Origin of the sequence: Catellatospora sp. NPDC049133 (assembly GCF_040648455.1) — a bacterium.
In the GTDB taxonomy this organism is placed as follows: domain Bacteria; phylum Actinomycetota; class Actinomycetes; order Mycobacteriales; family Micromonosporaceae; genus Catellatospora; species Catellatospora aurea.
This window is the reverse complement of record NZ_JBEZDT010000045.1, coordinates 40,288-67,140: the sequence shown is the minus strand read 5'-3', so window position 1 is coordinate 67,140 and position 26,853 is coordinate 40,288. Positions and strand designations below refer to the sequence as shown.

Genomic DNA, 26,853 nt, shown 5'->3' with positions numbered 1-26,853 from the left:
CCGCCGCCTCGGCGGACCGGCGTACACGCGAACGCCAGTACGAAACTGTGCAGGCGTCCTGTTAGGATCGTGGTCGTGTCCGGGGCGGTGAAGCGCGCGTTCAAGTACCGCTTCTACCCGACCGACGAACAGGCCGCGCAGCTGTCGCGCACGTTCGGATGCGTACGGCTGGTCTACAACATGGCCCTGCAGGCCAGAACCGAGGCGTGGACCCAACGCCGGGAGCGGATCGGCTACAACGCGACCTCGGCGCTGCTCACCGGCTGGAAGAAGACCGATGACCTGGCGTTCCTCAACGAGGTGTCGTGCGTGCCGTTGCAGCAGGCGCTGCGGCACCTGCAGACCGCCTACACCAACTTCTGGGCCAGGCGCGCCAAGCACCCCACGTACAAGTCCAAACGACGTTCGCGCCGCTCGGCGGAGTACACGGCAAGTGCGTTCCGGTGGCGTGAGGGCACGCTGACCCTGGCCAAGATGACCGAACCGCTTGACATCGTGTGGTCGCGGCCGCTGCCGGCGGGCTGTACGCCGTCGACGGTGACCGTTTCGTGCGATGCGGCCGGGCGCTGGTTCGTGTCCCTGCTCTGCGACGACACCGTCACCTCGACCCCGGCCGCGGGCATGGTCGGGATCGACGCTGGGCTGGACAGCCTGCTCACCCTGTCGACCGGCGAGAAGGTCGCCAACCCGCGGCATGAGCGCGCCGACCGCCGGCGGCTGGCCCAGGCGCAGCGCGATCTGGCCCGCAAGCAGAAAGGCTCGGCCAACCGGGCTAAAGCCCGGCTGAAGGTCGCCCGTGTCCATGCCCGCATCGCCGACCGGCGCCGTGACCACCTGCACCAGCTGACGACTCGGCTCGTTCGTGAGAACCAAGCGATCGTGATCGAGGACCTGGCTGTGGCGAACATGGTCAAGAACCACCGGCTGGCGCGCGCGATCGGCGACGCGGCGTGGCGGCAGTTGCGCACCATGCTGGAGTACAAGACCGCCTGGCACGGCCGGGACCTGATCGTGGTGGACCGTTGGTTCCCCTCGACCCGCCTGTGCTCGACCTGCGGCGCGCTCGCCGAGCGGATGGCGCTGGGCGTGCGGTCGTGGACGTGCCCTTGTGGGGCCGTGCATGACCGTGACGTGAACGCGGCACGTAACCTTCTGGCCGCCGGACTGGCGGTGACAGCCTGCGGAGACGCTGTAAGACCTCAACGAGGAACCTCTCGGACGGGGCAGTCGTCGGCGAAACAGGAAACCCCAAGGGCGACCACGGGAATCCCCGTCCTTTAGGGCGGGGAGGATGTCAAGGCAGGCCCCAGCGATGAGCTCGTGGAAGCCAGACCCGCATCGGGCCGAGGGCACGGTTGCCCCAGGTCGGCAACGGGATCGCTGTTACCGTTCGCTCGTCGCCGAGCTCGGTGGCGGTGTCGGGGCCGTAGCGGCCGTCCGCGGCGTCGTTGCGCTGCCGCCAGGCTGCCAGCGGACCGCCGACAAGGCGTACGGCCGGGATCCGCAGCGGCCGGTGCCGCGTCCCGGCGAGCGGGGATGCGGGGACGGCGCGTAAGGCGGACGTGCGCGCAGAGGTGCTCACAGCTTGGTTCCCTTCGACCGAACCGGGCTAGAGGGGCGCGCGGCGTTCCGCGCGTGAGTGCACGGCCCTACGCGCCACCGCGGGTGGAGCCACGCACCACGAGACGGACGGGCGCGACGACGTGCTCGGCCGGGCCGGTCCAGCCCGCCATCTGCCGGCGCAGCAGACCCACCGCGGTCTCGGCGACACCTTCATGGTTCGCGTCGACGGAGGTGAGGCCGGGCGGGACGAACCTCGCCATGTCGAGGTTGTCGAACCCGGCGAGCTGGACGTCGACGGGCACACGAAGCCCGCTCTCTGCCAGGGCCGCGATCGCGCCGAGCGCGATGACGTCGGTGACGGCGAAGACGCCGTCGAAGGGCAGACCGGACGCGATGACGTCGAGCAGGGCATCGCGTCCGGCCGCCGACGTGTAGGTGGAGACGGGCACCACATGGCGTGCGTCGACATCGAGGCCGGCATCGCGAAGTGCGCGCTCCCAGCCAGCGCGGCGGTCCGACGACATCATGTGCGCGGTGTCGAACGTGCAGCCCAGCGCAAGGATGCGTCGCGAGCCGTGCTCGATCATGTGCGCCGTCGCGAGGCGGGCGCCCTCTTCGTTCGCCAGCCGCACGTGGTTGAAGCGGTCGGGCACGTCACGCTCGCCGAGCAGCACGATCGGCTTGGGCGTGCGCACGCGGTCCAGCTGGTCGCGGTCGAGGCCGGCGACGGACAGCAGGACACCGTCGTAGAACTGGAGTCGCGCGACGCTCACCGCCGCCATCTCATACTCCGGGCTGGCGCTCGTCCGCTCAAGGACGAGGTGCCGCCCGTCGGCCTCGATCAGCGGCGCGATCTTGTCGGCGATCTCACCGAAGTAGTCGTGGAAGGTGGGCACGATGAAGGCGACGGTGTCGGTCCGTCCCGCGCGCAGGTGTCGCGCGGTCAGGTTGACCTCGTACCCTAGAGCCGCGACGGCGGCCATGACACGGGCACGCGTCGGCTCGTTGACCGGGAGGCGCTCGTTGAGGACGTTCGACACGGTCATGGCCGACACGCCCGCCTCACGGGCGACGTCTGCCATCGTCACCCTCGCCATGTGTATCCTCCTGTGCGCGACGTTCTGCCAGCCCAGCAACCTCTGACGAGAGGCTCGCGGCTCGGCCATACCGCGGTGTGCCGTCATATTATCGATAAAATGCGGCTTGGCAAGTGAGTCCACCGTGACGGGGCGAGCTCCTGCTGACCCTGTCCGCCAGGGCAAGACCTGACAGCTGCCCGGCGCGGCGTGCGCGAAGCGGCCGGCCAGCCGCGCTGGTTCGAGCCCGCCGCCCGACTCTTCCGACGGACGACGAGCTACCCAACGCCGACAGGCGTCCCTGGACCTGGCCGCCGGGGGCCTACCGTCACCGGCCGGCTATGCCCGCTGGAAGGCCGACGACCGTGTATCCCTTGATTGAGCCCATCCCTTTCGCCGTGACCTCGGCCTACCACCGCCACCGCCGAAGTGACCAAAGTGAACAGGCAGTCACGCTGCGGGATCGATCGCGTACGGCGAGCTGGGTACGTCCAGCCATACCTACCTGTCCAGGCCAACCCGTACGCCGACAGGGCGTCGTTCTGGAGGGTGTGGCGCATGCGGCTCCTTGCGTGTGGACCGGGACGTCACGGCGGAGTCTCGGTTCGTGCGCAGGGCTTGACGGAACTCGATCGCCTCTCTACTTTATCGCTAAAATCACGCCGCGGTTAAGACGCGAGGCCGAATTCGCGTCCGCAGCGCACAGCTTCCGGTCAACATCGCCCGGACAGTTTTCTCACAGCAGAGACGTCCGGACGGTTCCCGAAAGGAGAGACATGAAGCGCAACCTTAGACTCGGCGGCCTGCGCCGGGCCGGGCGGCAGCTCACCGTGGCCGCCACGGCCATGGCACTGATCGCCCTGCCTGCCTGCACGTCGGACGAAAGCGCGGACGACTCGGAAACGCTGAGCCCCAGCAACCCGACGACGCTCTCGGTCTGGATCACGTCGGCCCAGCAGGCCCCGGCACCCGACAACAAGATCACCAAGCTGCTCAAGGACAAGCTCGGTGTCACCCTCACGTACGAGATCGTCACGCCGGACAACGAGGACCAGAAGATCGGTGTCATGCTCGCGGGCGGTCAGTACCCCGACCTCATCGGCACCGGCGACCTGAAGCAGCGTTTCCTGGAGGGCGGCGCTCTCCGGCGCCTGGACGACATGCTGAAGACGGGGCACTACCCCGACCTCGCCGCGCACGTCAAGGACGACATCAAGAGGATGAGCTACTCGGGCGACGAGGTGGACAAGGGCCTGTACATCTTCCCGAACTACAACCGCTTCTACGGCGACATCACCGGCGGCACCTACTACGGTCCCGCGTTCTGGATCCAGAAGCGTGTGCTCGCGGACGCCGGCTACCCGGACCTCAGCAACATGACGCTCGACCGCTACTTCCAGCTCATCTCGGACTACAAGGCGAAGCACCCCCAGACCAACGGCGCCCCGACCGTCGGCTTCGAGATTCTGGCGTCCAAGGGCCGTGAGTGGGGCATGACCAACCCGCCGGCGCTGCTGGCAGGCTCCCCGAACAACGGTGGCGTCATCGTCGACAGCAACAACCACGCGTCGATCTACGCCGACAAGGACGTCGCGAAAAACTTCTACAAGGTCCTCAACCAGCAGTACAACGCGGGCCTCGTCGACCGCGAGTCCTTCACCCTGACGTTCGACCAGTACACCGCGAAGCTGGCCACCGGCGCCGTCCTCGGCATGCACGACCAGGGCTGGAACTTCGGGACCGCCACCCAGTCGCTGCAGAGCGCCGGCAAGGACGAGAACACCTACGTGCCCCTCATGCCCGTCTACGACGGGGTGACGCCCTGGTACGCCGACCGCGCCGTCATGAACATCAACCAGGGGTTCGGCGTCTCGGTCTCCAGCAAGCAGCCGAAGAAGGCACTGAAGTTCCTCGACACCATGCTCAGCGAGGAGTGGCAGAAGACGCTCTCCTGGGGCATCGCCGGCGAGGACTACCAGGTCGGCGCCGACGGCGTCTTCTCCCGCACGGACGAGCAGCGGAAGAACTATAAGGACATCACCTGGCGTTCCCACAACCGTCTCGACGCGCTGCTCGACATGCTGCCCAAGCACCAGGGCAAGTTCTCCGACGGCAACGCCTACAGCCCCGACGACCAGCCCGCCGAGTTCTACGCGACGCTGAGCGACTACGACAAGAACTTCATGGCGAAGTACGGCAACAAGAAGACCTGGCTTGACTTCATGAACAAGGTGCCGGACAACCCCAAGTACTACCCGGCGTGGAACATCAAGCTCTCCGACGACGCCAACCAGGTCAACCAGCAGCTGACCGACACCAGCGTGCAGAACCTGCCGAAGATCATCGCCGGCAATCCCGCCGACTTCGACAAGAACTGGCAGGCCTACGTCGACTCCCTCCACAAGGTCGACATCAAGGTGTACGAGGACGCGGTCAACGCCGGCATCCAGAACCGTCTGGCCAACTGGTAACAGTCTGCGAGCAGTCGTGGTGGGCGGCGTGCGCCTCCCACCACGACGCGTTCTCGATTACCACCCACTGCTCCGGACGAGGTTGACAGATGACGGACGCCACGGTCAGCACCCCTGTGACCGCCACCGGGCCCGAACCGGCCCTGGAGCCCGCGAGCAGCTCGCGTGCCCAGAAGCGCAAGGCCCGAAAGAAGGCAGCGAAGGATCCCAAGCGCAAGATCACCTGGGACAGGGTCTGGGCGCAGCGAGCCCTGCTGGCGATGGCCGTCCCGCTGCTGCTGTACCAGATCCTGTTCAAGTACGTCCCGGTCTACGGCTGGGCGATCGCCTTCCAGCACTACAAGCCGGGTCGCGGCAGCATCTGGAACCAGCAGTGGGTGGGCCTGGAAAACTTTTACAACCTGTTCACCGGTGTCAACGGTGAGCGGTTCCGCCAGGTCGTGGTCAACACGATGGGACAGTCGGTCCTGACCCTGATCGTCGGGACCTTCGGGGCCATCGTCCTGGCGCTGCTGCTGAACGAGGTCAAGAACCTGCCGTTCAAACGGATCCTGCAGAACATCACGTACATGCCCCACTTCCTCAGCTGGGTGATCGTGGCGAGCCTGGCATCGGTGGCGCTCTCGCTGCCCTCCTCCGGCGGGTTCATCAACCAGGGCCTCATGAGTCTGCACCTGGTCGACGAGCCGGTCCTGTTCCTGACCGAGCCGAACTTCTTCTGGGAGATCGTCGCCGGGACGAGCCTGTGGAAGGAGCTGGGCTGGAACACGATCCTCTACCTGGCCGCGATCACTGCGATCGACCCGGGCCTGTACGAGGCCGCCGAGGTCGACGGAGCAGGCCGCTATCGCAAGATGTTCAGCATCACGCTCCCGAGCATCAGGCCCACGATCGTCGTGCTGCTCATCATCAACAGCGGCTGGATCCTGTCCACGAACTTCGAGCTGCCGTACTTCCTCGGCAACGGCCTGGTGTCCGAGAAGTCCGAGACCATCGACGTCTTCGTGCTGCGCTATGGCTACCAACTGGGCAACTACAGCCTCGCCGTCGTCGCGGGCATCTTCAAGACCCTCGTCGCCGTCATCCTGGTGGGCTCGGCGAACCTAGCGGCCAAGCGCCTCAACCAAGAGACGCTGGTCTAGGAGGACTTCATGTCAGGCACCACTGTCGCGAAGCCTCTGGCGCGGCGCGCCTCACGAGGCGGGTCACGGCGTCGCAAGCGGACGGTCGAGCAGATCATCTTCACGACGCTCAACACGACCTTCCTGCTGGCCCTCGCGGCGCTCATGATCTACCCGCTGCTGAACACGCTCGCCATCTCCCTGAACGACGGCAACGACGCCGTCCGTGGCGGGATCGGCATCTGGCCTCGGGTCTTCTCGCTGCAGAACTACAACGTCGTGTTCAACATGACCACGATCTACCAGGCGTTCTTCATGAGCGTCCTGAAGACGGTCGTGGTGGTGGCGACAAACCTGGTCTTCACCTCGATGCTCGCCTACGCGCTCAGCCGCAACGAGTTCATCTTCCGCCGCTCGATCACCCTGATCTTCGTGCTGACGATGTACTTCGACGCCGGGCTGATCCCCAACTACCTGCTCATCAGGGACCTGGGCATGCTGAACAGCTTCCAGGCCTACTGGGTGCCGACGATCATCAGCGCGTTCAACCTGATCGTCCTGCGCACGTACATGAAGTCGATCCCCGACGAGATCATCGAGTCGGCACGGATCGACGGCGCGGGCGAGTTCCGCATGTGGTGGCAGGTCGTGATGCCGCTGTGCAAGCCCGCGCTGGCCGTGGTGGGTCTGTTCGTGGCCGTGGGCAGCTGGAACTCCTGGCTGGACACCCTGCTCTACAACTCGGGCGATCAGGCGTTGTCCACCCTGCAGTACGAGTTGCAGAAGCTACTGGCGAGCTCGATGAACGCCGGCATGAACTCCGTGGCCGCCACGGGCAGCGCGCAGTCCGGCGGGCAGGTCACCACACCGATCGCGCTGCGGTCGACGATCACCGTGGTGGCGGCCGTCCCCATCCTGTTCGTCTACCCGTTCCTGCAGAAGCACTTCGTGTCCGGTCTCGTGATCGGCTCCGTGAAGGGCTGACGGCGCCGGGCTCCCGCCCGCCGCGGCAGGCCGAACCCGTCTTCAGGACCCCGCAACTCCGCACACGGAAAGGCGCCGACCATCTTCCGTTACAACCCCGCGTCGCGACTGTGGCGCATCCTGGACTCGCTCGGCTCCGTCATCGTGATCAGCCTGTTCTGGCTCGTGAGCCTCGCCCTTGTCGTGACGGCGGGAGCGGGAACGGTGGTCGCCTACGAGGTGTGCCGCCGGTACGTCCTGGGCAAGGACGCAGGCCTCTGGGCCATCGCCACGAAGGCCCTGCGGCAGAGCTGGAGGCAGGCGACCGTCATCGGCCTGCTGGCCGTCCCGGTCGCGGCCGTGGGCATCCTCACGCTCTCCTACCTGCCCACTCTCGGGCTGGCCGAGGTCTGGGTGCCGCTCATTGTCGTCGGACTTTTCCTCCTGCTCCTGGTCTTCTGGTGCCTCCCCCTCGCAGCCCGCTTCACCAACCCCACCTGGCGCCAGGTGCTCAACGGGCTCACGTTGGGACTGACGACGCCCAGCCTGACGTTCCTGCTCGGGATCGCCGTGGTCCTCGGGGGTGTCGCCATCTGGAACTTCATGCCCGCGGTGTTCGTGGCGCCCGGCCTGGTCCTCCTGTGGTGGTGCTACCTGCTCGAGCATTTCTTCGTCGCCCGGGGCTACGTGCAACCGGAGCCGAAGGAGGCGGAGGTCTGACGCTCTCCAGCCGTGGACCTGAGTTGTCTCGGGGTGAGGCTCCGTCAAGAAGGAGTAATTGTGGAGGTCCTGAAGGACTACGTCCTCGGGGACACGATCGCCCGCTACACGCAGCCTGGTCCGGGCGGGCCGGTGGGAATGATGCTCTTCCCGGCAGCAATGGCAGGCCAGGTCGCCGAGAAGTCGTCTGCCATCGACTCGCTCGTCCAGATCAAGACCGCCGGTGACGCATACCCGGGCGGTTCGGCCGGTCGTTCGTTGCGGAACGGTGGCACTGTCGGCACGCTCACCCTCGAGTCGCAGCTCGAGGTCACTACCGACGCCGGTGTCACGGTCGTGACCCTCCTGCGCACGCACCAAGGGTGCCTCGTCGAACACCATCTGCGGTGGCAATCGGGCGAGGCCGCGCTGGACTCATTTGCGGTCCTTCGCAACGAGGGACCGGACACGGTGACGCTGGAGCTGCTCTCGTCGTTCTCGCTCACTGGTCTGACACCCTTCGCCGGCGACGATGCCCCCGGCGATCTGATCCTGCACAGGCTGCGCAGCGCCTGGTCGGGTGAGGGGCGTCTGGTGTCCGACCACGTCGAGGACCTGAGCCTGGAGCCAGCCTGGGCCAGCTGGGAGCGGTGCCTGCGCTTCGGTCAGGTCGGATCTTGGCCAGTGCAAGGGTTCTTCCCGACGGCGTTCCTCGAGGACAGCCGCGCTGGGGTCTGCTGGGGCGTGCAGATTGCCCACCCGGCCTCGTGGCAGATCGAGCTGGGCCGGACGGACGCCGCCCTCAACCTGTCGGGCGGGCTAGCGGACCGTGAGCTGGGCCACTGGACGAAGAGCGTGGCTCCCGGGGAGGAGTTCCGTACCCCCGTCGCATACCTGACGGTCACGCGGGGTGGAGTGGACGACGCCGCCCACCGGTTGACGGCTCGCCACCAGCTCTTCCTGGATGTGCCCGCGGTCGAAGAGGCTCTGCCCGTCATCTTCAATGAATACTGCACCACCTGGGGTTCGCCGTCGCCGCAGAACCTTGGTGCGATCGTCGACCGGCTTGCGGGCAAAGGGATTCGATATCTCGTCATCGACAGCGGCTGGTACAAGGCCGAGGGCAGCGAATGGTTCAACGGTCACGGTGACTGGGAACTGGACCGCCGAACGTTCCCCGACGGACTGACCGAGGCGCTTGATCACGTGCGGTCCGCCGGCATGATCCCCGGCATCTGGTTCGAGTTCGAGACGGTCGGCTCCCGGGCCACGTCATTCACGCTGACCGACCACCTGCTCAAGCGCGACGGCGTCCCCGTCACCGTAGGCGGCCGGCGCTTCTGGGACTTCCGCGATCCGTTCGTGATCGGGTACCTCAAAGACCGGGTGATCGACTTCCTCAAGGCCAACGGCTTCGGCTATCTCAAAGTCGACTACAACAACAGCATCGGAATCGGGTGCGACGGAGCAGAGTCCCTCGGTGAGGGGCTGCGACAGCAGATGGCCGCAGTCCAGGGCTTCTTCCGGATGATCCGCGAGGAGATGCCGGAGCTCGTGATCGAGAACTGCGCGTCCGGCGGCCACCGGCTGGAGCCCTCGATGCTGGCCCTCACCAGCATGTCGTCATTCTCGGACGCCCACGAGTGCGCGGAGATCCCCATCATCGCCGCCAACGTGCAACGCGCACTGCTCCCGCGGCAGAGCCAGATCTGGGCAGTGCTGCGCGCGCAGGACTCCCCACAGCGGCTTGCGTACTCGCTCACCGCGACCATGCTCGGCCGGATGTGCCTATCGGGCGACATCCACGAACTGAGTGACGAGCAGTGGGCTGTGGTCTGCCGGGCAATCACCTTCTACAGGGCGGCGGTCCCGGTGATCAAGAACGGTGTCAGTCACCGGTTCGGACCGAAGGTGAGCAGCTATCGGCACCCCGAAGGGTGGCAGGCAGTCCGGCGAGTGTCCAACGACGGCGCCCAGATCCTGGTCGTCGTCCACCGGTTCGGAGCCGCTGAGCGAACTCCGGTCGAGGTTGCTTTGCCACCGGGCAGGTACGAGGTAAGCGACCTCTACTCCCACCGCGAGATCGTGGTCAAGCTGACCGAGGAACTGGTAGCCGTGGAGCTGAATGAGCCGTTCTCTGCCGCGGCATTGCTGCTCACGCAGATCGAGTGAGATACGCCGGGAATCCCGACCCGCGCCGGCTGCCGTAATTGGACTCGCCACCGTCTCGCAAGGTAATCGCACTCAGACGCAGACCTCCAGGTACCGATAGAAACTCTAGAAATCGAGATCATCAATGGCCAGCAGCGCTCTTGCTTTCCCCGTCCCTGAGGCTGAGGTTACCGGCGTGGAGCTGCACGTCGCGAAGTCTGGTTCCGACACCGCCGCCGGAACCGCGCAGGCCCCCCTGCTCACGATCGGTGCTGCCGCGGCGCTGGCTCAGCCGGGGGACACCGTCGTCGTGCACGAAGGCGTGTACCGCGAGTGGGTGAACCCGCCGCGCCGCGGTACGGCTGCTGCACCGATCACCTACCAGCCTGCGCTGGGCGCGGATGGCCTGTTCGAGAAGGTGACGATCTCGGGTGCTGAGGTGATCGGCGACTGGCATCCGCACGCCGGCTCGGCGGGCCGGGTCTGGGTGGCGACCGTGCCGAACTCCCTGTTCGGGTCGCGCAACCCCTACCTCGAGCGCATCGGTGGGGACTGGTTCTTCGACCAGGTCAACACCTGGCACACGGGCGAGGTGTATCTCGACGGCAAGTCGTTGTACGAGTCGCTGACCATGGCCGGCGTCGAGCACCCCGAGGTCACCGTGGACTCGTTCGACCAGGCGGGCTCGCTGCTGACCTGGTACTGCGAGGTGGGCGACGACATCACCACGATCTGGGCGAACTTCGGGGGCGCCGACCCGGCGGAGCACCAGATCGAGATCAACGCGCGCAAGTTCGTCTTCTGGCCCGCCGCTACGGGCATTGACTACATCACGGTGCGCGGCTTCACCCTGACGAAGGCCGCCACGCAGTGGGCCCCGCCCACGGCGCTGCAAGAGGGCCTGATCGGCCCGCACTGGTCGAAGGGCTGGGTGATCGAGGACAACACGATCACCGACTCGAAGAACGTCGGCGTCTCGCTGGGCAAAGAGGCCAGCACCGGGCAGAACGAGGCCGCCGCAGGGCCGAAGGGCGCCAAGGGCGGCACACAGCGCGAGCGCGAGGTGATCCAGCGGGCGCTCGCCCTGCGCGGGCCCGCCGCGGGCGAGCCGCACCCGTGGGACCGGGATCACGTCGGCTCCCACACGGTGCGCCGCAACACGATCCGGGACTGCGAGCAGGCCGGCATCGTCGGGCACCTGGGGGCGGTGTTCTCGACCATCAGCGACAACCACATCTCCCGAATCCACGTGAAGCGTCAGTGGCACGGCGCCGAGGTGGCCGGCATCAAGCTGCACGCCGCGATCGACACCGTGATCAGCGGGAACACCATCCATCACACGCACCGTGCCCTGTGGCTCGACTGGCAGGCTCAGGGCACCCTGGTGCGGCGCAACGTCTTCTACGCCTCCACCGCCGAAGACTTCATGGTCGAGGTCTGCCACGGCCCGTACCTCGTGGACTCGAACCTGTTCCTGTCACCGTGGGCGGTCAAGGACATGTCCAGCGGCGGCGCCTACGTGCACAACTACATCGCCGGTCGCATCGCGAACTGCACCGAGCACCAGCGGTACACCCCGTACCACCTCCCGCACTCCACGGCCGTCTACGGAGTCTCGAACATCCTCGGTGGAGACAACCGGTTCTACAACAACGTCTTCGTCGGCGACGGCGCGCGCGCCGAGCACACCGAACCGCAGTCGGAATCGACGCTCGCGAGCTTCTGGTCCGGCGCGATCGACATGGACGGCGTGCCCGGGCAGGCCACCTTCATGCCCACCCCGGTGGGCACCTCGCAGTACGACGCCTACCCGACGGCGCAGGAGTACCCGAACGAGCACGGCAGCGCGATGGCCGGGCCACGCCTCTCGGTCTGGATCGAGGGCAACCTCTACGCGGAGGGCGCCGAGCCGTTCCGCGCGGAACCCGCGGCCATCATCACAGGCGCATCACCCGTGCGAGTCGAGGTGCTCGACACCGCAGCCGGCACCCTTCGCGTCGAGGTGACCCACCCGGGCACCCACGTGGTCGCCCCGGTGACCACCGACCGCCTCGGGACCAGCTACCAAGCCGAGATGGGCTACACCAACCCCGACGGGTCTGACCTGGACCTGAGCGCCGACCTCTGTGGGATCCTCCGAGGTGAGGTTGTGCCCGGGCCCTTCGCCGCATCGGCGCCCATCACCCGGATACTCGCCGCGCCAGAACCGGCGGGCCGGCGCTAGGCCGTGTCTCGAAGTCGCGGCGTGTCGGTGATCGATAAACGGCGAGGTCTCCGGTAAAGGGTTCAACGACCAAGAAGAACCTGAATACCGGAGACCTCGTGCCCACGATAGCGGTGACGAGGCGGTTCGACCTGACCGACGCACAGTGGGCGTTGTTGCAGCCCCTGCTGCCTGCAGGCATTCGGCCGGGTCGACCGTCGGCATGGACCAGGCGGCAGCTCATCGACGGCATATGGTGGCGGGTCCGGGTGGGCGCGCCCTGGCGTGACGTCCCGGCCTGCTACGGGTCCTGGCAGGCGGTGTACGCGCTGTTCCGCAGGTGGCAGCGCGCCGGAGTCTGGCAACAGATCGTCACCGCGCTGCAGGCCCGTGCCGACGCCGCCGGGCTCATCACCTGGGACGTCAGCATCGACTCGACCAGCGCCCGAGCCCACCAACATGCCGCAGGCGCCCGCAGGCGAAGCGACCTGCAGGTAGAACCGCCCAGTTCCGAGCCGGCCGACCACGCGCTGGGCCGGTCTCGCGGCGGCCTGACCACGAAGATCCACCTTGCCTGTGAACAGGGCCAGAGGCCGCTGTCGATCGTGTTGACCGCCGGGCACCGCGGCGACAGCCCGCAGTTCGCCGCGGTGCTTGCCGGCATCCGCGTGCCCCGCGTCGGGCCGGGCCGGCCTCGTGTCCGGCCAGACCTGGTCATCGCCGACCGCGCCTACACCTCGCGCGCCAACCGCGCGCTGCTACGACACCGCGGAATCAGGGCGTGCATCCCGAGCAAGATCGACCAGGACGCCCACCGGCGCGCCAGAGGCTCCAAAGGTGGCCGCCCACCAGCGTTCGACCCGGTCGTCTACCGGCAGCGCCACGCTGTCGAGCGTGGCATCAACCGGCTCAAACGCAACCGGGCCGTGGCCACGAGGTTCGACAAGCTCGCCGTCCGCTACCTGGCAACGATCCACATCACCGCCATCAACGAGTGGCTCTACGCACTTCGTGTCACTGCCCAGCCAGTTAGCGCAGGTGTCGACCCATCCGTGCCCGCGCCGATGCCCAGTGCGCCGCACTGGCGGTGAGCGAGGATCGCTACGGCCAGAGCACGCTGTGGATCTCGTCCCTCAATCGCACGTCGTCGCAGACCACAAGGCTGTACTGAATCCTGTCAGCTTCGACTGCGACCATGACCGCAGCTGGACCGCCGAATCGGTGCACTGCATCGCACCACTGGTTGCCCGCCCAATGGTAGGTAGTGGGCCTCGGCTCCAGCCGCGCTTGCAGCCACGAGAGCGCATTCGCCGGCAGCGGCAGGTAGTGCCTGGACTCAAAGTTCGCCCTCCACAGTTTAAGGTCCCACGCCATGGCATGTGTAAAGGCGGTGAACTGATGGGTGTAGGTCGAACGGCTCTCACCTGTGGTGTCGTCGCGCTCCAGCACCAGCACGGGCGGGTCGTCATGGTCGTCTACAGACACCACGAAAGCGCAGCAGCCCTGACTGTCGCGGTCCACGACCATGAGGCGCGAGCCTGGCTCTTCCTCGCTGAGCATTTCGAGTTGGTGGTACATCGGCGGAAGGTCGACGGATGGCCCCCTGGCCCAGTCTCGCCAGTCGCCTACGACCCATTCTCTGACTGCGGCCGGCATGGCGAATCCCCATCGCGACTCGAAGGCGGCTGCTTGCGCCTCAGCGATCGGGTCGACCTGAACCGGAACGTCTAGCAGGTCGTACGCGTGTGCGTTCCACATGGCGGGCACGGTACCGGCCTACGGGTCACCGCTCTGCCCCACACAACCCGCCTGCCGTACACCCCGCTCCATACGCACCAGCTCGAAGATCAAGGACTTCGAGACAGCCTCTAAGTCTCAGCCGTTGGTGTGCCCACGTCGCCATTGCCTTTTGTACTGCCTTGTAGGTGTCGGCTGCCGACAACCTGTCGGTGTCAATTCGTTGAAGCACGCTCATGTGCTGCGGCGGGCGGAGGTTCGGGCATCGGCGGTCGACAGACACCGCATGGTTTACGTCCGCCTATCAGGCTCGGCATCGTCACCTGCCACGTGATCGGCCAGGTGCGCGCCGGATTGGGATCATGACGGCAGCCGCCCTCGTCAACATAGGCTCGAACGGCGTCGACCTTCTGCTGAACCTGTGGGCACTGAGGCCGGTGGAACTGTCGTCCCATCAAGACGATCCGACCGGTCTCCAGCACGGCGTCTAGAACGGCCGTGACGGCAGGCCGGGCGCCTTTCGCCCATCTGGCGAAGGCCTTACACACTTCGCAAATCGGCTCGTAAGCCCTCGTAAGGCAGACACACCGCCGACCGCAACACTCGCAGCTGCCACACCAGCCGAACTGCTGGCGCTCGTAGTTGCCATGAGGGTCTGACTCACCGAACGGTGGCACGTCGCGGTGCCCTGCGGTCCGTCGTTGTTGGCGCAATGCTCATCGGTGCCACCACCGGGACGCGTTGCCCGTCGTGGTCCGTCACTCGCCCAACTCCCGACCGGAAACCTGCACGCCTGCCCGAACCGCCCAACCGTCGAAGCGCACGCCGTACCGGCGCCTACGACTCGAGGTCTGTGAAACCGTACGGGATGGCGTCCTCTTCATGAGGCCGGCGGTCGTCGAGGGTCACCAGGTCGCCGGGCCCGACCACGTCGCCGCGCAGCGGCGGCACCTCGACGCGGTCCCACTCCACGGTCACCGTGGTCCGTTCTTCGAGGTCCCCGACAAACAGTTGATCGGAAAGGCTGCCCTCGTCGGTCTCCTCGTCGGCCTCGAAGTCCCAGCCGACAGGCTCACCCGGCCCGGTGAAGGTGACGTCCGGGTGGCCGTCGACGGAGATGGTCAGGTACGGGTGCAGGTCGATCGACTGGACCCGCGCACCATCCTGGTGGACGTCGAGTGTCAGCTCGGCGCCGTACCAGCAGAGCAGGTACAGGTTGACGCCCTCGGCGAGCTCGGTCGCCAGATCAGCTTTGATCTCGGCGAGGTCGCCCCGGATGTAGTGGGCGTCCTTGCGGGCGCCGCCTGGAGACACCCGGAAGTTGAGATCGTAGAAGCTCTTGCGGGGCATGCGAGGCACCTTAGCGACGTCCCGCCAAAGCCGGCCACTGCGGGGCGGGCCAACATAAGCCACCGATGATCAATGTCGGTGAGTTTCGGCCGCACGCACTGCCCTGAAGCATCACAGGTGGCTGCTAGGTTGTGGCGTGCTCGTGTTGTGGCCAGATGCCGCAGAGGTCCTGCGGGACATGATCCGCGATCAGGGGTTGGACCCGAATCGTGTGGAAAGTCCCGGGTCGGCCTGGCCGGTCTTCTGGGCGTTCCTGGCGATCGACATCGACGGACTGGAACCGGACCAGGCAGGGTTCGACGACGGGTTCGAGGTGTCGTGGGGCCGCCCGAGCTGGAGTGACAGGCTGCCGAGCCTGTCGTTCTGTAGGCATCTGGCCGTGGATGCTTCAGCTGCCTGGCCCGCGCCGACAGGATATGCACCTGAGCACTGGAAGCTCAGCCTTGACATGGTGTTCCGAGATCAAGCCGCGTTCGCCGACATCGGGGAGTTGAACACCCAGGGCAGCGGCGTCTACTACGGGCGGACGGGCCCTGCGATGGCCGACGCCTTGCGTGAGGTCTTGTGGGAGGTGGAGCACGTTCCGGCGTTGCAGGCTCTGTGGCGGACCACCCCGCTGTGGAGCACGGTCAGTTTCGGCTTGCGCGACCTTCGCAGGCGCCCGGTCGGGACCTTCGACGCGCAACAGAAGGCGGCGTATGACGAGTGGCGCGCACGGCATGGTTGAACTGCCCGCTCATTTGCTGGTCAGGCCGCGTTCGGCGCGGGCGCGAGTCTGGGCGAGGCGGTGGGAGTCGGTGCCGTTCTCGATGATGCTGCCGCCGAAGGTGAGCCGGTCGACGATCGCGGCGCATAGCCGCGGGTCGGTGAAGGTCTTGGTCCAGCCGGAGAAGGATTCCTTGGACGCGATCGCGACACTGGCCTTCTCCTCGCGTTCGGTGAGGACCTAAGTGATCTTCGATTGCCGATGTCGTCCACCTATCAGGACCAGGCGCATGGTCCGCCTACCAGGACCAGGTACGGCGCGTGCGGTCATCCGTCACTCGACGGCGTAGTCCTCGGTGAGCACAAGGTGCCACTCCACAGGATCCTGTGTGGCCGCGGTGCCCGCGGTAGTCTGGAAGATCGCACTGATGCCGTAGCTGTCCGTAGCTACTCAAGCGTAGCCAACAGATGTTGCTGTGCGGCTGCCACGAGCCAGGCATGTACCGCCGTCCGCCGCCGCACGCGCCGCGTCTCGGCAACGTCCTGCAGTCAGCCGCGGTCGCGGCGCAGGCGCAGCAACCGAGGGATTCTCGCCTCTCTCCTGGCCACGCAATGGCCTCACGTAGGAAATCACGGCCTACCGCAGGCCCCAAGCCGCCCACCAGCCCCGTCGCCGCCTCCCGGTACCTGACCTCATCCGACTGCGGCAACGGTTCGCTCCCTTGCACTCACCTCACGAAAGACTGCCCCTTCGCCTCGACATCGGGCACGATCTCGACCAATTCGCCGTCAAGCGCCCGGAGCAGATGCGCCGGCGGCACGTCGAGCACGTAAGCCAGACGGATCAACTCCACCGCCGTGACCGCGATCTGCTCTGCCGCCTGTCAGCCTCGATATTCATCAAGATGTTGGCCGTCATCTTCTCGTCACCGGCAGCTCGCAGTCTCGCCGCGCGCATTACAAACGGCATCTTTGATCACCATTCCGCACGCGGAAGCAGGGTGTGGACCAGGGTAGGACCAGGGCCGGATCAGCGGAAACACCAATGAGAAGCTGCGGAGGGCGACATTGGCTCGTGCGCACCGATAGTGACCGGACGGCGATGTGGCTCTGATAGGAAGCGGCACATCCACCTCCAGCGGCGCTCAAGTGGCCGCCGCCCCCGTGCGACTTGGCCTCGGCCGCCAGCAGCGATCCCTCAGCCGTACCAGTACCCCACGGCTTCGTTGCTGCTGGCTGCGTCGGCGTAGAAGCGGCGGAGTTCGTCGACGAGCTTCTGCAGGTCAGCCAGTGGTCTGCCTGGTCTGCCGCCCTCTCCTGAGCTGTAGGCACCGGTGAGATCGGCGGTTTCGTAGCGGCGTTGGAACTCTTCGTCGGTTAGTTCGATGAGGGCGCGGCTGATCTCCGCGACTTGCCCCGGCGCGATCAGGCGAACGCCGCCGTAGTCCATGTCGTCGTTGGGCAGGACCTCGCCGCCGCAGAGGGCTTGCGCTTCCAGCGGGGGGTGGTCCATGTCCCCGTCGGCGAGGATGCGTTGGAGCTCGTCCCAGGCTTTGCTGATCTCCTCGATCTCCTCGGTGTGCTCCGCGCAGAGCAGCCCTTCGCGATGCGAGCGCTCGAAGTCTGGCCTCGTTATCCGGCGCAGGATTATGTTGATGCTCATCTTCCGCCTTCGTGTCGGCTTGCCGCATGTCAAGCCGCCAGCCCGAACATGCCCTTGACCATCCCGGCATACCATGGGGCGGCTTCGGCAGCAGCCGGCGCGCCTACTCTGGTGGCGACCGACGCACCGCCCCTGGTGATGAACAACCCGCCGGGGATTCTCGACAGCAACAGCGCGCCACCTGTCATGATCGCCATGTCGATGAAGATGTCCTTCAGATTGAAGCCGAGACCGTCGAAGTGTCCCAGATCGCCGGACCAACCGCCGCCGCCTTGCGGGAACCGGTAGATCACCGGCGCCGGGTAGGGGTTGGGGTTGAAGACCCGCAGCGGGCCGCTGCGCGACGGCGGTAGGGCGGTCTGCTGGATAAGACGCTGTGCTTCAAGGCCCGGTGCGCCGAGTTCGCCGACGGCCCGGGGCGAGCCGGGTGCGTGCAGGTCGATGACCGGCGGCTGGCAGATCGTGATCTTCACTTCGTGAGCGAACATCTCCTTCGCGGCCTCGGTCTTGTTGAGCTCGCGCTTCTTCTTGTCATCCCGGCTGATGAGCCGGTAGTAGATAAGCCCGGGGGTCTGGTCGAGCGATGCGATGTCCTCCGCGGGATACCGGTGGGTGGGTGTGGCCACGGGGATCTTCAGGCGCTCCCAGTCGGACCCGTTGAAGATCAGCATGAGGCCCTGGGCGTCCGGGCCGGCGTAGGGCCGGGATTCGGGAATGATGGGACCGCCCCGCATGACGGGGTAGTCGAGCAGGTTCATCAGGCCGGTGACGTAGCCGCCGAGATAGTTCACGGAGCGCTCGATGCTGCGGCCGTATGCGCTGGCGGGTTTGACGTCCCAGATCTCGAACCCGACTCCGCGGTGCGTGGTCGCGCCGAAGGCGACCAGGTCGGGGTTGGCGATGTCCGACCAGTGCGTCACGTACTTGAGCAGGCCTCCCACCGGTCCTCGCAGGCCGTCGTAGTCGGCGTAGACGTTCTCGACGCCGTACTTGGCGACCTGCTGCTCCCATGCCATGTGCAGTGCGAAGTCGTGCTGGTAGGTACTGCCGTCCACCCAGGCACCCCCGCCGGGCGCACCGGACACGGGGTAGAGCCCCGCAGGGTCCGCGAAGCGGGTCGGCGCGTTGTCCGCATAGGCATAGGGGGGCGGTGAGTGTCGCGGTGGTCCCGACGGTGAGCTGGTAGCCCTTGGTGCCCAGCGCCGCGTCGGGGTCCAGGCGCAGCACGATGTCACCGGGGTTGGCGGTGGCGGAGGTGACCACGGTCGGGCTGAGGCCGGTGACGGCGGCGAGGTCGTCGCGCACCTCGGCGGCGACCTGGCTGAGGGTGCGGGTGGACAGCAGCGGGCCGGTGGCACCGGAGGTGGCGGCGCTGGCGTCGGCGGGGTCGACGACGATGCGGGTGGCAGTGGTGAGGGTGAGCGTGCCGGTGCCGCCGGTCCACTGGCGCAGGCTGGGGACCAGCGCCGGTTCGGGGTTGGCGGCCTGCGCCGGGATCGCGCTGAGCAGGGTGGCGGTGAGCGCGAGTGCGCTGATTGCGGCGACGCGTGCGGCGTGCCGGGTGGTGTGGATCCTGCCAACGGCCATGTCGGAGGATCACTCCCTTCCTGGGGTGGGCGGCGGTCAGGCCGCCTGTGCGGTGGTGGGGTGGGCGGCGGGGGTGAGCCGTTCGAGGTCGGCGCCGGGGGGCAACGCCTGGTGCACGGCGGCGGCGGCGAGGGTGACCGCGCCGTCGAGTGAGGTTCCTGCCGGGGTGAGCAGGCGGATGTGGGGGGCTCGGGCGGTCAGCCGGTCGGTCAGCGCCGTGGTCAGCGGTGGCCCGGCGTGCAGGAGGTTGCCGACGGCCGCGGCGTGTGGGGGTGCGCCAGGTGGCAGCGCGGCCAGCAGCGTGTCGGCCAGGTGCCGTCCGGCGGTGCGCAGGATGCGGTACGCGACCGGATCGGCGACCGCCGCCACGGCGACGTCGCGGGCGAACCCGGCCAGCAGGGCGCCACGGTCCGGGCGGCTGGCCACGGCGTGGACCAGCGCGGCCGGGCTGCCGTAGCGGGCGTTCAGCGCGTCGAGCAGCGCCGGTGAGCCGCCGGGGCGGCCGTCGTGGCTGCGCAGCGCGGCGTCGATGCCGGTGCGGCCGATCCACGCGCCGCCGCCGCTGTCTCCGAGCAGGGTGCCCCAGCCGTCGGACCGTCGCCACGTTCCCCTGCTGTCACTGCCCAGCGCGATCGCGCCGGTCCCCGCCGCGACCACGACTCCTCCGCCGGTGCCGAGCGCGCCGATGTGGGAGGTGAGCACGTCGGAGCAGAGCAGCACCGTCGGGATGGGACGGCCGAGGGTGATCGTGGCCGCGAGCCGGTGGCGTAGCCCGGCGCCGAGCAGGGCCGCGCCCGTGCAGCCGAGCACGACGGCCTCGGCGGTCCGGCCCGGCGGCAGCAACGCGGCGGCGACGCCCGCGACAGCGCGGCCGACCTCGTCCGGGTCGACGCCGTCGGGCCCCATTCGGACCGGGGTGGGGTCGGCGCGGGTGGCGAGGGGTTCGGCTCCGTCGGCGGTGATGCGCGCCAGTGCGCCCCGCACCCCCGTTCCCCCGATGTCGAAGCCGAGGACGTGGCCGGTCACGGCCGTGCGGCGATGGCCTGGCGGACGTGGCCGCCGGCCTCGTCGAGCCGGATCCGTGCGGTGACCGGGTCGAGGCTGCCGAGCACGGCGACGATCGCGGTCTTCAGGTCGCCGCCGGAGTCGGCCAGCACCCGGCGGCCGGTCTGCTCGTCGACTCCGGTGGCGGCAACGAGGATGGTCAGCACTCGGCCGCGCAGCTTGGCGTTGGTGGCCACGACGTCGACCATGAGGTTGGAGTAGGTGCGTCCGAGCCGGACCATGGCGGCGGTGGACAGGGTGTGCAGGACGAGCTTCTGCGCGGTGCCCGCCTTCATCCGGGTCGAGCCCATGACCGCCTCGGGTCCGGTGTCGGCGGCGATGTGCACGTCGGCGAGTGGCGCGAGCGGTGCATGCGGGTTGCCGCTGACCAGGACGGTGCGGGTGCCGGCGGCACGGGCGGCGGCCAGCGCCCCGGCGACGTACGGCGTCCGGCCGCTGGCGGTGAGCCCGACCGCCACGTCCACCGGGCCGAGCTGGTCGGCGGCGGCACGGCCGGCGTCCTCGTGGTCCTCGACGCTCTCCACGGCGGAGGTCATCGCCTGCTGGCCTCCGGCGAGGTGGGCGACGAACCGGTCGGCGGGCAGGCCGTAGGTCGGGGGGACCTCGGCGGCGTCGAGGACGCCGAAGCGGCCGGAGGATCCGGCGCCGAAGTAGTGGATCCGGCCGCCGCTGCGCAGCGCCGCGACGACGAGGTCGACTGCTTCGGCCAGCTGCGGCAGGGCGGCGGCCACGGCGGCGGGCACGCGGGCGTCCTCGGCGTGCAGGGCGCGGACGAGTTCGAGGGTGTCGAGCCGGTCCAGGTCGGTGGTGCGGGGGTTGCGGCCTTCGGTGGGCGACGCGACGCGTACGGCGCCGGCGGTGGTGCTCATCGTGGATCCCTTTCCATGGGCAGGGCGCGGCCGCGCACCGCGTCGTGCGCGCGCTCCATGGCCTCCAGTGATTCCTCGTAGCGCTGCTTGGCCAGCAGGACGAACAGGCAGTCGACGACGGTGAGCTGCGCGGTGCGCGAGACGGTGCCGCCGCTGCGGAAGGTGGTCTCGCGGGCGGCTGTGACCAGCACGACGTCGGCCTGGGACGCGGCGGGCGACTCGGGGTTGCTGGTGATGACGGCGACGGTCGCGCCGCGCCGCTTGGCTTCGGCGAGCACGTCGAGGATGTCGCGGGTGCGTCCGGAGTGGGTCAGCGCGACCGCGACGTCGCCGGGCCGCAGGCTCGACGCGCTCATCAGGGCGGCGTGCGGGTCGGACCAGGCGGCGGCGTAGTGACCGATGCGCAGCAGCTTCTGCGCCGCGTCGGCGGCGACGGTGGCGCTGGAGCCGACGCCGTAGACGTCGGTGCGCCCAGCGGTGTCGATCGCGGCGACGAGCCGGTCGAGGGCGTCGATGTCCAGGCGGGCGACGGTGTCCTCGACGGCGCGGGCATCAGCGAAGCCGACCTTGCGGATGATGTCGGCGGTGGTGTCGGCGGGGGTGATGTCGCCGGCGAGGTTGACGTCGGGCCGGGCGTCGGCGCGCTGGCGCTCGGCTTCTGCGGCCAGGTGCAGGCGTAGCTGGGCGTATCCGCGCAGGCCGATGTTGCGGCAGAACCGGGTGACGGTGGTCTCCGACGTCCCGGCGGTCTGGGCCAGCTCGGAGATGGTCAGCTCGGCGGCGGTGCCGGGGTCGTCGAGCACGACGCGGGCGATGGCCTGCTCGGCACGGGGCAGCCCGGACAGCATCCCGCGCAGGCGGACCAGAACGTCTACGGTCATGACAGGCTCCTTCGGTCGGTGGCGGCGAACGCGCGCCACCGGGGATCATCCATGCCCTCGGCGGGGAACAGGCACACTGGACCGTCCACCTGTGCCAGTGCCTGCGCGAACGCGGCCGCGTCGAGGGGGTCGCCCCAGTCGGCGCCGCGGGAAAGGGCCGGGTCGGCGGTGGTCTGCACCATGGGCACGACCGGCCGGGTGGTGCGGGCCGCGAGGTCGGCGACGGTGCGGCCGATCCACGACGGCGGCTGCCGCATGATCGCGTGGTATGTCATGACGACGAAGGCGTCGACGTGCTGCCCGAGCGCGGTGACGTCCTGCCCGACCAGGCAGCGCTGCCACGCGTCGCCGGGGACCAGGAACATGCCGAGTGGCAGACCCGGCCGGGCGGCCCGGACCGCGGCGGCGACACCAGCCGCTACCTCGGTGACGACCTGTTGGCGCCAGCTGTGCCACGGCTCGTACAGCGGCCCGAGCAGCAGCCGCGCCGCATCGCACGGTGCGGCGGGCACGTCGTGGCCGGTGTCGCCGGTGAACGCGGCCAGCGTCGCAGGGTCGAAGGAGGTGCGGCGCGGTGTCGCGCCGGGCCGCAGTTCCAGCTCCCAGTGCAGCGGCCAGCGCAGGAAGTCCAGCACCAGCCCGTCCACCGGCCCGGTCGCCAGCCGGGCGCACCGGTCGACGAGATCCCGTACGTAGTCGGCGTCGGTGGGGATCAGCCCGGTGTACCACTCCATCGGCGCCCAGCCGCCGCGCTCGTCGACTGGGCGCAGGTAGTCACGCCGACGCGGGTCGGCGTGGTCGCTGAAGCAGGCGACGCTGCCGAGCACGGTCAGCCCGGCGCGGTGGCAGGCGTCGGCGAGAGCCGGCGTGACCGCGGCGGCCTTGGTGATCAGGCTGGTGATCCCGGACGCGGCGGCCCGGTCGAGCAGCCGGGCCGTCGCTTCGGCGTCGGTCAGTGACCGGTCGAAGGCGTACATCGCCCGCAGCCGGGCAAGGGCGGTCACCGCAGCTCTCCGGGGAAGTGGCAGGCGGCGGTGTGCGCGTCGGCGCTCAGCCGCGGGTCGACGTCGACGCAGACCTGCCGGTCGGGGCGGTGCAGCGGGCCGATCGGGCAGCGGGTGCGGAACCGGCAGCCGGTCGGCGGGTCCTTCGGGCTGGGCAGGTCGCCGCTCAGGACGATCCGTTCGCGGCGCAGGCCGGGCGTGGGTTCGGGTGACGACGACAGCAGCGCGGCGGTGTAGGGGTGTCGCGGGTCGGCGTACACCTGGTCGGCGGGTCCGGTCTCGACGATGCGGCCGAGGTACATGACCGCGACCCGGTCGGCCAGGTGCCGCACGACGGCCAGGTCGTGGGCGATGAACAGGTAGCCCAGGCCGAGTTCGTCGCGCAGGTCGGCGAGCAGGTTGATGACCTGTGCCTGCACCGACACGTCGAGTGCCGACACGGGTTCGTCGCACAGCAGCACGCGCGGGTTGGTGGCCAGTGCGCGGGCGATGCCGATGCGCTGGCGCTGGCCGCCGGAGAACGCGTGCGGGTAGCGGTCCAGGTGGGTGGCGCTCAGACCGACGGTGGTCAGCAGCTGCGCCGCCCGCTCGCGGGCCTGGTCGGCGGGGACGCCGCCGGCGCGCAGCGCCTCGGCCATGGACTGGCCGACGGTGCGGCGCGGGTTCAGTGAGGCGTACGGGTCCTGGAACACGTACTGCGCCGTGCCGCGAACACCGCCGCGGGCCGGGTCGACGGGCGTGCCGTCGATCCGAACCGTTCCGGAGGTGATGGGGTGGAGACCGACGACGGCCTTGGCCAGGGAGGACTTGCCGCAGCCGGACTCCCCCACCAGGCCGAGCGTCTCGCCCGCGGCGACGTGCAGGCTCACGCCGTCGACGGCGTAGACCGGCGCGGCCGGACGCCACAGGCGACGCCGTCCGGCCAGGTCGACGCGCAGGTCTTCGACGGCCAGCACGGTCGCGCCGGCCGGTGGCCGGGGCGCGGCCGGGGCTGGCGCGGCGACGACGGCCGTTTCGGCGGCGTGCCAGCAGGCGACCTGGCGGCCGTCGGCGGCGCGCAGCACTGGGCGCTGCTGCGTGCAGACATCGGTGGCCTGGGCGCAGCGGGGCGCGAACGCGCATCCGGCGGGCAGGTCGGCCGGATCCGGGGGCGCGCCTGGAATCGCGGTCAGCCGCGCGGTCGGCACGGCGTCCAGGCGGGGCATGGCCCGCAGCAGGTTCGCGGTGTACGGGTGCCGGGGCGCGGCCAGCACCTGCTCGACCGTGCCGTGCTCGGCGACGCGCCCGGCGTACATGACGACGACCTCGTCGCACAGCTCGGCGACCACGCCCATGTCATGGGTGATGATGACGATCGCGACGCCCAGTTCGTCGCGCAGCCGGGCCAGCAGCCGCAGGAACTGCGCCTGGATGGTGACGTCGAGAGCGGTGGTGGGCTCGTCGGCGATGAGCAGGTCGGGGTCGTTGGCCAGGGCTATGGCGATGACGACGCGCTGGCGCATGCCGCCGGAGAACTGGTGCGGGTAGTCGTCGAGCCGGTTGGCGCCGTCGGGGATGCCGACCAGGGTGAGCAGCTCGGCGGCGCGAGTGCGGGCGGCGGCGCGGGTGGCGCCGTGGGCGGTGAGTGCCTCGGCGATCTGGTCGCCGACGGTGCGCACCGGGTTGAGCGCCGACTGCGGGTCCTGGAACACCATCGCGATCCGGCCGCCCCGCAGCCGCCGCATGCGCCGCTCGGGTATGGCGAGCAGGTCCTCGCCGTCGAAGTGGACGGTGCCGCCGGTGACGCGGCCGGGATTGCGCAGCAGGCGCATGACCGAGCGGGCGGTGACGGACTTGCCGGAGCCGGACTCCCCGACGATGCCGAGGACGGTGCCGCGGCGCACGGTCAGGTCGACGCCGTCGACGGCGGTGGTGTCGCCGAACCTGGTACGCAGGCCTTGGACCTGCAGCAGTGGGGTGGTCACCGGTGCACCGCCTCGTTGAACGCGTCGGAGATGAGGGTCAGGCCCCAGGCCAGCAGCAGCAGTAGCAGTGCCGGGCCGAGGACGTACAGGTGCTGGGTGGTCATGTAGCGCATGCCGGTGTTGAGCAGCGCGCCCAGCGACGGCTCGGGCGGCTGGATGCCCAGGCCGACGATGCTCAGCGACGATTCGAGGAAGATGCCGCCGACCATGCCCACGGCGACCTGCACGATCACCGGGTCCAGGGCGTGCGGCAGGATGTGCCGCAGCATGACCGTGGTCCGGGGCACGCCCATGACCTGGGCGGCGTGCACGTATTCGCGCTGGGCCTGGGTGAGCAGCCCGGCGCGGGCCAGGCGGCCGAACGCGGGCAGGCCGTAGACGACGATCGCGACGAACAGCGCCCACCAGCCCGCACCGAGCACCAGCGCGATGCTGATGCCGAGGATGAGACTGGGGAAGCCGAGCACCACGTCCAGGCAGCGCTGCAGGAACGTGCCCAGGCCCCGGTGCAGGAACCCGGCCAGACCGAGCAGGGTGCCGACGACGGCGCTGACCGGCACGGCCAGGCCGACCAGGGCCAGGTCGGTGCGCAGGCCGTACAGGGCGCGGGCGAGGATGTCGCGGCCGAGTTCGTCGGTGCCGAACAGGGCCGGCCATGCGCCGGGCTGCAGCGAGCCGCTGCCCTGGGCGTCGTAGCCCTGCGGGGCCAGCACCGGGGCGAGCAGCGCGGCCAGGCACAGGACGCCGACCAGGGCGGTGCCGGTCAGGCCGCGCGGGGTGCGCAGGGCCGCGAGGTAGCGGCTGCGCGGGCGGTCAGTGGTGAGGGTGCTCATGACGCTCCGAGCCGGACGCGGGGGTCGAGCCAGGCCAGGACCAGCTCGGTGAGGATCTGGATGAGGGCGGCGACCGCCACGGCGAGCAGCACCAGGACCTGCACGACGAGGTAGTCGCGGCTGGCCATGCTGGTCACGGCGAGGGTGCCCAGGCCGTTGCGGGCGAACACGGCTTCGACGACGATCGCGCCGGCCAGCAGCTCGCCCAGGCGCAGCCCGATCGCGACGGCACCGGTGCCGAGGCTGGTGCGCAGCACGTGCCGGCGGGTGACCTGCGCCGGGGACAGGCCCTTGGCCATGGCGAGGTCGACGAACTCCTCGCCACGGTTGCGGCGCATCTCGGTCTGCACGAGCCGGCCGATGGCGGCGGCCTGCGGCAGGGCCAGCGCGACCGCGGGCATGATCAGGTACTGGATGCCGATGACCGGGTCGTCGAGCAGGGACACCTCGCCGCCCGCGGGCAGCACCGGGAATGCGATGCCCAGCGCCAGCACCAGCAGCAGTCCGGTGAGGAACGGCGGGGCGGCCAGCAGGGCGCTGCTGACGCCGTCGACGACGGCGCGCACGGCGGGGCTGCGGCGGTTGCCGCCGAGCACGCCGAGCCCGATGCCGAGCAGACTCATCAGCAGCGCGGCGACCACGGCCAGCTCGACGGTGCTGGCGGCGCGGTCGGCGAGCAGTTCGGTGACGGGGCGGCCGGTGGTGAAGGAGGTGCCGAGGTCGCCGGTGAGGAGCCCACCCAGCCAGTGCAGGTACTGGCTGGGCAGGGACTGGTCGAGGCCGAGGGCGTCCCGTACCGCGGCGACGGCCTCCGGTGCGGCGTCCGGACCGGCGATGGTGACCGCGGGGTCACCCGGCGCGAGCCGGGGCAGCGAGAACGCGATCACGGAGCTGGCCAGCAGCACCGCGGCCAGTGACGGCAGCCGCCGCAGCAGGAACGTCAGCATG

22 protein-coding genes and 3 pseudogenes are annotated in these 26,853 nt (G+C 69.0%); 9 read left to right on the top strand and 16 right to left on the bottom strand.

Annotated elements, in window-relative coordinates; translation table 11 throughout:
• Positions 1-69: 69 nt before the first annotated feature.
• The gene (locus tag AB0B35_RS36445; RefSeq protein WP_361054775.1) at positions 70-1,281 is read left to right on the top strand and encodes an RNA-guided endonuclease TnpB family protein; all 1,212 of its coding nucleotides are present in this window, start codon (positions 70-72) and stop codon (positions 1,279-1,281) included.
• A 13-nt stretch (positions 1,282-1,294) separates the two neighbouring features.
• On the opposite strand, the gene AB0B35_RS36440 is transcribed toward AB0B35_RS36445, so the two are convergent.
• A complete protein-coding gene (locus AB0B35_RS36440) occupies positions 1,295-1,582 on the bottom strand; it encodes a hypothetical protein (RefSeq protein WP_361054772.1) in 288 nt (95 codons plus the stop codon).
• A gap of 67 nt (positions 1,583-1,649) precedes the next feature.
• Positions 1,650-2,699 (bottom strand): LacI family DNA-binding transcriptional regulator, encoded by a 1,050-nt coding sequence (locus AB0B35_RS36435; protein ID WP_361054769.1) that lies wholly within the window; start codon positions 2,697-2,699, stop codon positions 1,650-1,652.
• Between the two features lie 716 nt (positions 2,700-3,415).
• Between AB0B35_RS36435 and AB0B35_RS36430 the strand changes: the two genes are divergently transcribed.
• The 7 genes and pseudogenes from AB0B35_RS36430 to AB0B35_RS36400 form a co-directional block, all read left to right on the top strand.
• Positions 3,416-5,110 carry an extracellular solute-binding protein gene (locus AB0B35_RS36430; protein WP_361054766.1) on the top strand — a complete coding sequence of 565 codons (1,695 nt, stop codon included), beginning with the start codon at positions 3,416-3,418 and terminating at the stop codon, positions 5,108-5,110.
• Between the two features lie 89 nt (positions 5,111-5,199).
• Positions 5,200-6,252, top strand: coding sequence for an ABC transporter permease subunit (locus AB0B35_RS36425; RefSeq protein ID WP_361054764.1), 1,053 nt, complete (start codon positions 5,200-5,202; stop codon positions 6,250-6,252).
• A 9-nt stretch (positions 6,253-6,261) separates the two neighbouring features.
• Positions 6,262-7,215 carry a carbohydrate ABC transporter permease gene (locus tag AB0B35_RS36420; RefSeq protein WP_361054761.1) on the top strand — a complete coding sequence of 318 codons (954 nt, stop codon included), beginning with the start codon at positions 6,262-6,264 and terminating at the stop codon, positions 7,213-7,215.
• Between the two features lie 144 nt (positions 7,216-7,359).
• Positions 7,360-7,914, top strand: a complete 555-nt coding sequence (locus tag AB0B35_RS36415) for a DUF624 domain-containing protein (RefSeq protein WP_361054758.1) — start codon at positions 7,360-7,362, stop codon at positions 7,912-7,914.
• Between the two features lie 60 nt (positions 7,915-7,974).
• Positions 7,975-10,065, top strand: coding sequence for a glycoside hydrolase family 36 protein (locus tag AB0B35_RS36410; RefSeq protein ID WP_361054756.1), 2,091 nt, complete (start codon positions 7,975-7,977; stop codon positions 10,063-10,065).
• A 175-nt stretch (positions 10,066-10,240) separates the two neighbouring features.
• Positions 10,241-12,268, top strand: a complete 2,028-nt coding sequence (locus tag AB0B35_RS36405) for a right-handed parallel beta-helix repeat-containing protein (protein ID WP_361054753.1) — start codon at positions 10,241-10,243, stop codon at positions 12,266-12,268.
• A 98-nt stretch (positions 12,269-12,366) separates the two neighbouring features.
• Positions 12,367-13,236: pseudogene (locus AB0B35_RS36400) on the top strand (IS5 family transposase); the annotation flags it as partial.
• Positions 13,237-13,348: 112 nt separating this feature from the next.
• Here the strand turns inward: AB0B35_RS36400 and AB0B35_RS36395 are convergent.
• Both AB0B35_RS36395 and AB0B35_RS36390 read right to left on the bottom strand, forming a co-directional pair.
• The gene (locus tag AB0B35_RS36395; RefSeq protein ID WP_361054750.1) at positions 13,349-14,005 is read right to left on the bottom strand and encodes a hypothetical protein; all 657 of its coding nucleotides are present in this window, start codon (positions 14,003-14,005) and stop codon (positions 13,349-13,351) included.
• A gap of 816 nt (positions 14,006-14,821) precedes the next feature.
• Positions 14,822-15,334, bottom strand: a complete 513-nt coding sequence (locus AB0B35_RS36390; RefSeq protein ID WP_360496402.1) for a hypothetical protein — start codon at positions 15,332-15,334, stop codon at positions 14,822-14,824.
• Positions 15,335-15,470: 136 nt separating this feature from the next.
• Here AB0B35_RS36390 and AB0B35_RS36385 point away from each other — a divergent pair, with 136 nt between their 5' ends.
• Positions 15,471-16,061: a hypothetical protein gene (locus tag AB0B35_RS36385; RefSeq protein ID WP_361054747.1), complete on the top strand. Its 591-nt coding sequence runs from the start codon at positions 15,471-15,473 to the stop codon at positions 16,059-16,061.
• A 9-nt stretch (positions 16,062-16,070) separates the two neighbouring features.
• Here AB0B35_RS36385 and AB0B35_RS36380 read toward each other — a convergent pair.
• From AB0B35_RS36380 to AB0B35_RS36325, 12 genes and pseudogenes are all read right to left on the bottom strand, one after another.
• A pseudogene (locus AB0B35_RS36380) lies at positions 16,071-16,280 on the bottom strand (ATP-binding protein); the annotation flags it as partial.
• Positions 16,281-16,767: 487 nt separating this feature from the next.
• Positions 16,768-16,893 carry a hypothetical protein gene (locus AB0B35_RS36375; RefSeq protein WP_361054744.1) on the bottom strand — a complete coding sequence of 42 codons (126 nt, stop codon included), beginning with the start codon at positions 16,891-16,893 and terminating at the stop codon, positions 16,768-16,770.
• 344 nt (positions 16,894-17,237) lie between these two features.
• Positions 17,238-17,702 (bottom strand): DUF1877 family protein, encoded by a 465-nt coding sequence (locus tag AB0B35_RS36370; protein ID WP_361054741.1) that lies wholly within the window; start codon positions 17,700-17,702, stop codon positions 17,238-17,240.
• Positions 17,703-17,731: 29 nt separating this feature from the next.
• Positions 17,732-18,757, bottom strand: coding sequence for a hypothetical protein (locus AB0B35_RS36365; RefSeq protein ID WP_361054739.1), 1,026 nt, complete (start codon positions 18,755-18,757; stop codon positions 17,732-17,734).
• A 103-nt stretch (positions 18,758-18,860) separates the two neighbouring features.
• Positions 18,861-19,289 (bottom strand): annotated as a pseudogene (locus AB0B35_RS36360) (glycoside hydrolase family 20 zincin-like fold domain-containing protein); the annotation flags it as partial.
• Positions 19,290-19,325: 36 nt separating this feature from the next.
• Positions 19,326-20,315, bottom strand: coding sequence for a BadF/BadG/BcrA/BcrD ATPase family protein (locus tag AB0B35_RS36355; RefSeq protein WP_361054736.1), 990 nt, complete (start codon positions 20,313-20,315; stop codon positions 19,326-19,328).
• Positions 20,312-21,223: an N-acetylmuramic acid 6-phosphate etherase gene (gene murQ, locus AB0B35_RS36350; protein WP_361054733.1), complete on the bottom strand. Its 912-nt coding sequence runs from the start codon at positions 21,221-21,223 to the stop codon at positions 20,312-20,314. The genes AB0B35_RS36355 and murQ overlap by 4 nt, the downstream gene beginning before the upstream one ends.
• A complete protein-coding gene (locus tag AB0B35_RS36345; protein WP_361054730.1) occupies positions 21,220-22,104 on the bottom strand; it encodes a MurR/RpiR family transcriptional regulator in 885 nt (294 codons plus the stop codon). Before AB0B35_RS36345 ends, murQ begins: the two co-directional genes overlap by 4 nt.
• Entirely contained in the window at positions 22,101-23,108 is a 1,008-nt protein-coding gene (locus AB0B35_RS36340) for a hypothetical protein (protein WP_361054727.1), read from the bottom strand. Before AB0B35_RS36340 ends, AB0B35_RS36345 begins: the two co-directional genes overlap by 4 nt.
• The gene (locus AB0B35_RS36335) at positions 23,105-25,072 is read right to left on the bottom strand and encodes an ABC transporter ATP-binding protein (protein ID WP_361054724.1); all 1,968 of its coding nucleotides are present in this window, start codon (positions 25,070-25,072) and stop codon (positions 23,105-23,107) included. Before AB0B35_RS36335 ends, AB0B35_RS36340 begins: the two co-directional genes overlap by 4 nt.
• Entirely contained in the window at positions 25,069-25,905 is an 837-nt protein-coding gene (locus AB0B35_RS36330; protein WP_361054721.1) for an ABC transporter permease, read from the bottom strand. The genes AB0B35_RS36335 and AB0B35_RS36330 overlap by 4 nt, the downstream gene beginning before the upstream one ends.
• Positions 25,902-26,852: an ABC transporter permease gene (locus tag AB0B35_RS36325; RefSeq protein ID WP_361054718.1), complete on the bottom strand. Its 951-nt coding sequence runs from the start codon at positions 26,850-26,852 to the stop codon at positions 25,902-25,904. The genes AB0B35_RS36330 and AB0B35_RS36325 overlap by 4 nt, the downstream gene beginning before the upstream one ends.
• Between the last annotated feature and the right edge of the window lies 1 nt (position 26,853).